The organism is Shigella sp. FC1661 (genome assembly GCF_001712525.1).
GTDB classification, from domain to species: Bacteria; Pseudomonadota; Gammaproteobacteria; order Enterobacterales; family Enterobacteriaceae; genus Escherichia; species Escherichia coli.
In genome coordinates, this window is the sequence record NZ_MDGW01000116.1 from 1 (window position 1) to 7,220 (window position 7,220).

Sequence of the window (7,220 nt, forward strand, 5' to 3'; positions counted from 1 at the left end):
AGTTCATTTTCCATCGTTTTCTTGCCGAGCAGGCGCTGGAGTTCTTTAATCTGCTTCATGGCGGCAGCAAGTTCAGAGGCAGGAACAACCTGTTCTCCGGCGGCCACAGCAGTAAGACTTCCTTCCTGGTATTGCTTACGCCAGAGAAATAACTGGCTGGCTGCTACACCATGTTGCCGGGCAACGAGGGAGACCGTCATCCCCGGTTCAAAGCTCTGCTGAACAATTGCGATCTTTTCCTGTGTGGTACGCCGTCTGCGTTTCTCCGGCCCTAAGACATCAATCATCTGTACTCCAATGACTAGTCTAAAAACTAGTATTAAGACTATCACTTATTTAAGTGATACTGGTTGTCTGGAGATTCAGGGGGCCAGTCTACGCGCCTGCTGCCAGAACTGTTTACAATATGGGCAGAACGGATCGGCGAAGACGTAGACAATGACCGGCGCATCTTTTTTACCGTCGAGGAGCCAGTGGGATTGTTCCATCCGTTGCCACATTTCGCGTCCGGCTGGTGCGTAAATTTCTTTTTCGATAAGTGTGTTACTCAGGTTTTCACCTTTCTCGTTGTACATGTAACCAGAGATAGCGTGCTTACCATCTGGAGTCAGGTAGATGGTGACGCCCATATCCTGATACTTTCCGAGATAACCTTTCATTCCTCCGGGGGCATCGAACGTTTTGATGATTGTAATGCCCTGTTTTTCAATCGCTTTTACTGGAGCAGGAAGTTCCTCTGCGAAGGCGATTGCAGGAAGCAGAGCCAGTAAAAGTATCTTTTTTAACATTAATTTGTCCTTTTCAGTCAGTGCAAAAGTCGAGTAAAAGGCATAACCTATCACTGTCATAGGTAAGAGCTTAGATCAGGTGATTGCCCTTTGTTTATGAGGGTGTTGTAATCCATGTCGTTGTTGCATTTGTAAGGGCAACACCTCAGCCTGCAGGCAGGCGCTGAAGATACCAAAGGGTAGTTCAGATTACACGGTCACCTGGAAAGGGGGCCATTTTACTTTTTATCGCCGCTGGCGGTGCAAAGTTCACAAAGTTGTCTTACGAAGGTTGTAAGGTAAAACTTATCGATTTGATAATGGAAACGCATTAGCCGAATCGGCAAAAATTGGTTACCTTACATCTCATCGAAAACACGGAGGAAGTATAGATGTCCTTGATTAACACCAAAATTAAACCTTTTAAAAACCAGGCATTCAAAAACGGCGAATTCATCGAAATCACCGAAAAAGATACCGAAGGCCGCTGGAGCGTCTTCTTCTTCTACCCGGCTGACTTTACTTTCGTATGCCCGACCGAACTGGGTGACGTTGCTGACCACTACGAAGAACTGCAGAAACTGGGCGTAGACGTATACGCAGTATCTACCGATACTCACTTCACCCACAAAGCATGGCACAGCAGCTCTGAAACCATCGCTAAAATCAAATATGCGATGATCGGCGACCCGACTGGCGCCCTGACCCGTAACTTCGACAACATGCGTGAAGATGAAGGTCTGGCTGACCGTGCGACCTTCGTTGTTGACCCGCAGGGTATCATCCAGGCAATCGAAGTTACCGCTGAAGGCATTGGCCGTGACGCGTCTGACCTGCTGCGTAAAATCAAAGCAGCACAGTACGTAGCTTCTCACCCAGGTGAAGTTTGCCCGGCTAAATGGAAAGAAGGTGAAGCAACTCTGGCTCCGTCTCTGGACCTGGTTGGTAAAATCTAAATTTCCTTCGTCTTTCGCGCTACCAACTCCGGCGCGAAATACTTCGGAAATTCACCTAATTCTTCGGGTGCTGCGGCACCCGATTTTCTTCCCCGCACTATGATGCAAGCTGCATCCAGGTAGCCGTAGAGGCCGCTTGCATGATGATGTTTAAAGCCCAGGAGATAAACATGCTCGACACAAATATGAAAACTCAACTCAAGGCTTACCTTGAGAAATTGACCAAGCCTGTTGAGTTAATTGCCACGCTGGATGACAGCGCTAAATCGGCAGAAATCAAGGAACTGTTGGCTGAAATCGCAGAACTGTCAGACAAAGTCACCTTTAAAGAAGATAACAGCTTGCCGGTGCGTAAGCCGTCTTTCCTGATCACCAACCCAGGTTCCAACCAGGGGCCACGTTTTGCAGGCTCCCCGCTGGGCCACGAGTTCACCTCGCTGGTACTGGCGTTGCTGTGGACCGGTGGTCATCCGTCGAAAGAAGCGCAGTCTCTGCTGGAGCAGATTCGCCATATTGACGGTGATTTTGAATTCGAAACCTATTACTCGCTCTCTTGCCATAACTGCCCGGACGTGGTGCAGGCGCTGAACCTGATGAGCGTACTGAACCCGCGCATCAAGCACACTGCAATTGACGGCGGCACCTTCCAGAACGAAATCACCGATCGCAACGTGATGGGCGTTCCGGCAGTGTTCGTAAACGGGAAAGAGTTTGGTCAGGGCCGCATGACGTTGACTGAAATCGTTGCCAAAATTGATACGGGCGCGGAAAAACGTGCGGCAGAAGAGCTGAACAAGCGTGATGCTTATGACGTATTAATCGTCGGTTCCGGCCCGGCGGGTGCAGCGGCAGCAATTTACTCCGCACGTAAAGGCATCCGTACCGGTCTGATGGGCGAACGTTTTGGTGGTCAGATCCTCGATACCGTTGATATCGAAAACTACATTTCTGTACCGAAGACTGAAGGGCAGAAGCTGGCAGGCGCACTGAAAGTTCACGTTGATGAATACGACGTTGATGTGATCGACAGCCAGAGCGCCAGCAAACTGATCCCAGCAGCAGTTGAAGGTGGTCTGCATCAGATTGAAACAGCTTCTGGCGCGGTACTGAAAGCACGCAGCATTATCGTGGCGACCGGTGCAAAATGGCGCAACATGAACGTTCCGGGCGAAGATCAGTATCGCACCAAAGGCGTGACCTACTGCCCGCACTGCGACGGCCCGCTGTTTAAAGGTAAACGCGTAGCGGTTATCGGCGGCGGTAACTCCGGCGTGGAAGCGGCAATTGACCTGGCGGGTATCGTTGAGCACGTAACGCTGCTGGAATTTGCGCCAGAAATGAAAGCCGACCAGGTTCTGCAGGACAAACTGCGCAGCCTGAAAAACGTCGACATTATTCTGAATGCGCAAACCACGGAAGTGAAAGGCGACGGCAGCAAAGTCGTTGGTCTGGAATATCGAGATCGTGTCAGCGGCGATATTCACAACATCGAACTGGCCGGTATTTTCGTGCAGATTGGTCTGCTGCCGAACACCAACTGGCTCGAAGGCGCAGTCGAACGTAACCGCATGGGTGAGATTATCATTGATGCGAAATGCGAAACCAACGTCAAAGGCGTATTCGCAGCGGGTGACTGTACGACGGTTCCGTACAAGCAGATCATCATCGCCACTGGCGAAGGTGCCAAAGCCTCTCTGAGTGCTTTTGACTACCTGATTCGCACCAAAACTGCATAAGAAGAAGTAAGATTCACCTGCAATTGCTTAGCCGCCGGGGTCAAACCTAGCGGCTTTTTTATGGCATTAAAAAGCCCTGCCGGGATGTTCTAGGCAGGGCGGCATAAATACTTTTATCTGTTAGCGAACGACCAGTACAGGCAGATTGGCGTGGCGGATCACGCTCGAGGCGTTAGAACCTAACAGATGGGTCGAAATCGATGGGTTGCGAGAACCGATAACTACAACATCAGCCCCCAGTTCTTCTGCCAACTCATTGACTTCATCCCGCACGCTACCAAAACGGACATGTTGTTTAATGCGGGAAGGATCGATGGTGAAGTGGCTGACCATCGTTTGCAGACGTTCTTCTGCTTCATGTTGCAGATGCTCTTCAAAACGACGCACATCAGCGGCAAAACGGTGCAGGCTCAGGCTGGCTGACCCGGGTAGTACGTGAAGTAGATGAATAACTCCGTCATCCTGGGTGAGGAATTCAGCGTGGCGAACAGCTTTGTCGCTCAATTCCATTTCAAATACATCAACTGGCATAATGATTGTCTTATACATAACCCTTTCTCCCTGTTAATCATGAAAAATCATTCGCCATGATTATAATATTTATCCCTGATATTTGTCTGGTTCTTTTTCCTTACGAACGGTTTCTGTGATTAATATATTCTCACTGAACACTAGGAATTCTCCCAAAACCTGCGGTACCGCCCGTTTTCCCGCTGTGATAGCTACCCTTAAAGACTGACTCTTTTTTGAACTGTCTCTGGAGGTTGCATGAAAGCATTGACTTATCACGGCCCACATCACGTTCAGGTAGAAAATGTTCCCGATCCGGGCATTGAACAGGCAGATGATATTATTCTGCGTATTACGGCAACGGCGATCTGTGGCTCTGATCTCCATCTTTATCGAGGCAAAATACCCTAGGTTAAACATGGCGATATTTTTGGTCATGAATTTATGGGGGAAGTCGTTGAAACCGGAAAGGACGTAAAAAATTTGCAAAAAGGCGACCGGGTGGTAATTCCGTTTGTCATTGCTTGTGGCGACTGTTTTTTCTGTCGAATGCAGCAATATGCCGCCTGCGAAAATACCAATGCGGGTAAAGGCGCTGCGCTCAATAAAAAACAGATACCAGCTCCCGCGGCATTGTTTGGTTATAGTCACCTGTATGGTGGCGTTCCTGGTGGACAGGCGGAATATGTCCGCGTCCCTAAAGGGAATGTGGGGCCGTTTAAAGTACCGCCTTTGCTTTCAGATGATAAAGCCCTTTTCCTTTCTGATATTCTGCCAACGGCATGGCAGGCAGCAAAAAATGCGCAGATCCAACAAGGTTCAAGCGTTGCAGTCTATGGTGCCGGTCCAGTGGGATTGTTGACAATCGCCTGTGCACGGTTGCTCGGTGCGGAACAGATTTTTGTTGTTGATCATCATCCCTACCGCTTGAGTTTCGCCGCTGACCGCTACGGCGCGATCCCGATTAATTTCGATGAAGATAGCGATCCGGCACAGTCAATTATTGAACAAACGGCAGGTCACCGGGGCGTGGATGCAGTAATAGACGCCGTCGGTTTTGAAGCGAAAGGCAGCACCACGGAAACGGTGCTGACTAACCTGAAACTGGAGGGCAGCAGCGGTAAAGCGTTGCGCCAGTGTATTGCGGCGGTCAGGCGTGGCGGCATTGTTAGCGTACCGGGCGTCTACGCTGGATTTATTCACGGTTTCCTGTTTGGTGACGCCTTTGATAAAGGGTTGACGTTTAAAATGGGACAGACCCACGTTCACGCATGGCTGGGAGAATTATTACCGTTAATTGAGAAAGGATTACTGAAACCAGAAGAAATTGTTACCCACTATATGCCGTTTGAAGAGGCCGCCCGGGGATATGAGATTTTCGAAAAACGTGAAGAGGAGTGCCGTAAGGTGATTCTGGTACCCGGTGCACAAAGCGCAGAGGCGGCGCAGAAGGCAGTTTCAGGTCTGGTGAATGCGATGCCGGGGGGAACAATATGATCGTCAGGAGTGGTTTTCGAGGTAAAGGACAGCCATGACGATAATCGCCGCCATAATCAGAAATCCTATCAGGATGTAAAATGCTTCTGCCATGGTTATTCCCACAAACGAAACGGAATAATTTTGCAGCAAAAGTGAACAGTGAGAACCAGGAAAAATTGCTGATTTTGCGTAAAGAGGATGCGAGTGCATCCTCTGGGCAAAGCGAGTTATCGCTTGTGCAGATGGGATTAAAGCAGGTAGTCGCCAGCAGCTTCTGGCTGGTATTCGAGTTCCAGCACTTCAAGGTGGGTTGCAACGCCGCCCGGAAGTTCCCAGTGAATGGAATCGCCAACGCGCAGCCCCAGCAGTGCGGCACCTACCGGAGCCATAACGGAAAGCTGAGTATTGCTATCGGTCATTTTTGCCGGATACACCAGCGTGCGCACACGCACTTCGCCATCGCTAAGATTGCGGAATTTAACCCGGCTGTTCATTGTCACCACGTCGTGTGGCATCTCTTCTGGCGAACACATTTGGGCGCGATCCAACTCTGCGTTTAACGCGTCGGCGATTGGCAAACCAGCATAGGCGGGTTGCTCCAGCAGAATATCGATGCGTTCGGCATCCAGGTCGTTAATGATGATAGTTGGTCTGGACATTTTTACTCCATGTCGTCGGTACTGCGAGTGTCGCAGATAAACATACCCAAAAGAAAACCCTCACCGTCAGGCGGCGAGGGTTTAACTCACATGATGATACTGACTGTTGCTCACTCTTTGAAGTGATTTGCGTCACATTCAGGGAATTCCTCAATGCAGCGCATTATGTATAATTCTTAATCGTCACGGTTTATGGAAGACGAATTAGCGTGTTTTGTAAATCAGATGATTAATAACCCACTTTATCAATCACAAAGGTTTTGCCACAGTTGCCTGGGTGTGGTTGTGGCAAGAATGAGTTTGCAGAAAGCGGAGCGTTGATGGCGTCAGCTTTGATCGAGATCTGAATTTCAGTCAAATACGCAGGGTTACCCTGGCACGTTAGCTTAACTGCTTTCACGTTCTCTTTTCCCCAGCTTTTGGCAAAGGCGGCGTCAAAGTCACGGCGGCTCACTGTTTTACCGTAATTATCCGCAAGGAATTTTCCGGCTTCGCTCTCTTTAATTTCTTGATTCAGGCGTACCATCGTACCGAAGTATGCGTCCGGATCAAAACCAAAGCAGGCACCGTGTTTGGCATATTCGTAGCGTTCCAGGCAGGAACGTCCGCCAGCTCCTGGCATGACTTCACTTAGTTTAGCGGCCGTTTCCAGTGATAACCCGGTTTCCGGCGATGAACACATCCGGCTGGCGTGCGCTTCTGGTAGATTCGGGATTGGGCGAGTAGCGCAACCGAAGCGCATCCAGCGGCGTTCATCAACACCACGGGCAGCAACCGATTTAGGCAATCCTGGCCACAGACCATGTACGGTCAGAAAATCAGCTTTGTTGGTCGTTTCGGTTTGCAGGCGACATTCATCTCGTTCGTTACGATTTCGATCGTGTTGACTCTGGCAAAATCCGGTTTGCCAGGAGAGGGCCAGGACATAGCGATCAAAATCGCCATACTGTTTTGTCTGCAACGCTACGGCGTTGGCAGAAGAGAAGGGAAGCAGAGAAACCGCGAGCAACGCGGCGTTACGCCAGAATGCTTTCATAATGGGTGTGGAACTCATACATACACTGAATACTATCTATTAAATCATCACGCGCCAGGTGGGCTTACCTGGGCGGG

The 7,220-nt window shown here is 49.8% G+C and carries 7 protein-coding genes and 2 pseudogenes; 3 read left to right on the forward strand and 6 right to left on the reverse strand.

Annotated elements, in window-relative coordinates; translation table 11 throughout:
* Both BFF42_RS08475 and dsbG read right to left on the reverse strand, forming a co-directional pair.
* Positions 1 to 287: transposase (locus BFF42_RS08475; RefSeq protein ID WP_000567737.1), on the reverse strand; the 287-nt coding region annotated here is incomplete at its 3' end.
* 90 nt (positions 288 to 377) lie between these two features.
* Positions 378 to 788, reverse strand: a pseudogene (dsbG, locus tag BFF42_RS08480) (thiol:disulfide interchange protein DsbG); the annotation flags it as partial.
* A gap of 371 nt (positions 789 to 1,159) precedes the next feature.
* On the opposite strand from dsbG, the gene ahpC reads away from it, so the two are divergent.
* Both ahpC and ahpF read left to right on the forward strand, forming a co-directional pair.
* Positions 1,160 to 1,723, forward strand: a complete 564-nt coding sequence (ahpC, locus tag BFF42_RS08485; protein ID WP_000052796.1) for an alkyl hydroperoxide reductase subunit C — start codon at positions 1,160 to 1,162, stop codon at positions 1,721 to 1,723.
* Positions 1,724 to 1,893: 170 nt separating this feature from the next.
* Positions 1,894 to 3,459, forward strand: a complete 1,566-nt coding sequence (gene ahpF / locus BFF42_RS08490; protein ID WP_000887629.1) for an alkyl hydroperoxide reductase subunit F — start codon at positions 1,894 to 1,896, stop codon at positions 3,457 to 3,459.
* A 120-nt stretch (positions 3,460 to 3,579) separates the two neighbouring features.
* Here the strand turns inward: ahpF and uspG are convergent, their stop codons facing one another.
* On the reverse strand, positions 3,580 to 4,008 hold the full coding sequence (gene uspG, locus BFF42_RS08495) for a universal stress protein UspG (protein WP_000278511.1): 429 nt from the start codon (positions 4,006 to 4,008) through the stop codon (positions 3,580 to 3,582).
* Between the two features lie 219 nt (positions 4,009 to 4,227).
* Here uspG and BFF42_RS08500 point away from each other — a divergent pair.
* Positions 4,228 to 5,466, forward strand: a pseudogene (locus BFF42_RS08500) (zinc-dependent alcohol dehydrogenase).
* A gap of 3 nt (positions 5,467 to 5,469) precedes the next feature.
* Here the strand turns inward: BFF42_RS08500 and yldA are convergent.
* From yldA to rna, 3 genes are all read right to left on the reverse strand, one after another.
* Positions 5,470 to 5,658 (reverse strand): small membrane protein YldA, encoded by a 189-nt coding sequence (yldA, locus tag BFF42_RS28250; protein WP_001301130.1) that lies wholly within the window; start codon positions 5,656 to 5,658, stop codon positions 5,470 to 5,472.
* 38 nt (positions 5,659 to 5,696) lie between these two features.
* Positions 5,697 to 6,107, reverse strand: coding sequence for a nucleoside diphosphate kinase regulator (rnk, locus tag BFF42_RS08505; protein ID WP_000089731.1), 411 nt, complete (start codon positions 6,105 to 6,107; stop codon positions 5,697 to 5,699).
* A gap of 229 nt (positions 6,108 to 6,336) precedes the next feature.
* Positions 6,337 to 7,143 carry a ribonuclease I gene (gene rna / locus BFF42_RS08510; RefSeq protein WP_005116388.1) on the reverse strand — a complete coding sequence of 269 codons (807 nt, stop codon included), beginning with the start codon at positions 7,141 to 7,143 and terminating at the stop codon, positions 6,337 to 6,339.
* Positions 7,144 to 7,220: the final 77 nt, after the last annotated feature.

Excerpts from the sequence above, each read along its gene's own strand:
- yldA (WP_001301130.1), bottom strand. The coding sequence starts at position 5,658 with ATGCACTCGCATCCTCTTTACGCAAAATCAGCAATTTTTCCTGGTTCT.
- rnk (WP_000089731.1), bottom strand. The coding sequence starts at position 6,107 with ATGTCCAGACCAACTATCATCATTAACGACCTGGATGCCGAACGCATC.
- ahpF (WP_000887629.1), top strand. The coding sequence starts at position 1,894 with ATGCTCGACACAAATATGAAAACTCAACTCAAGGCTTACCTTGAGAAA.
- ahpC (WP_000052796.1), top strand. The coding sequence starts at position 1,160 with ATGTCCTTGATTAACACCAAAATTAAACCTTTTAAAAACCAGGCATTC.
- rna (WP_005116388.1), bottom strand. The coding sequence starts at position 7,143 with ATGAAAGCATTCTGGCGTAACGCCGCGTTGCTCGCGGTTTCTCTGCTT.
- uspG (WP_000278511.1), bottom strand. The coding sequence starts at position 4,008 with ATGTATAAGACAATCATTATGCCAGTTGATGTATTTGAAATGGAATTG.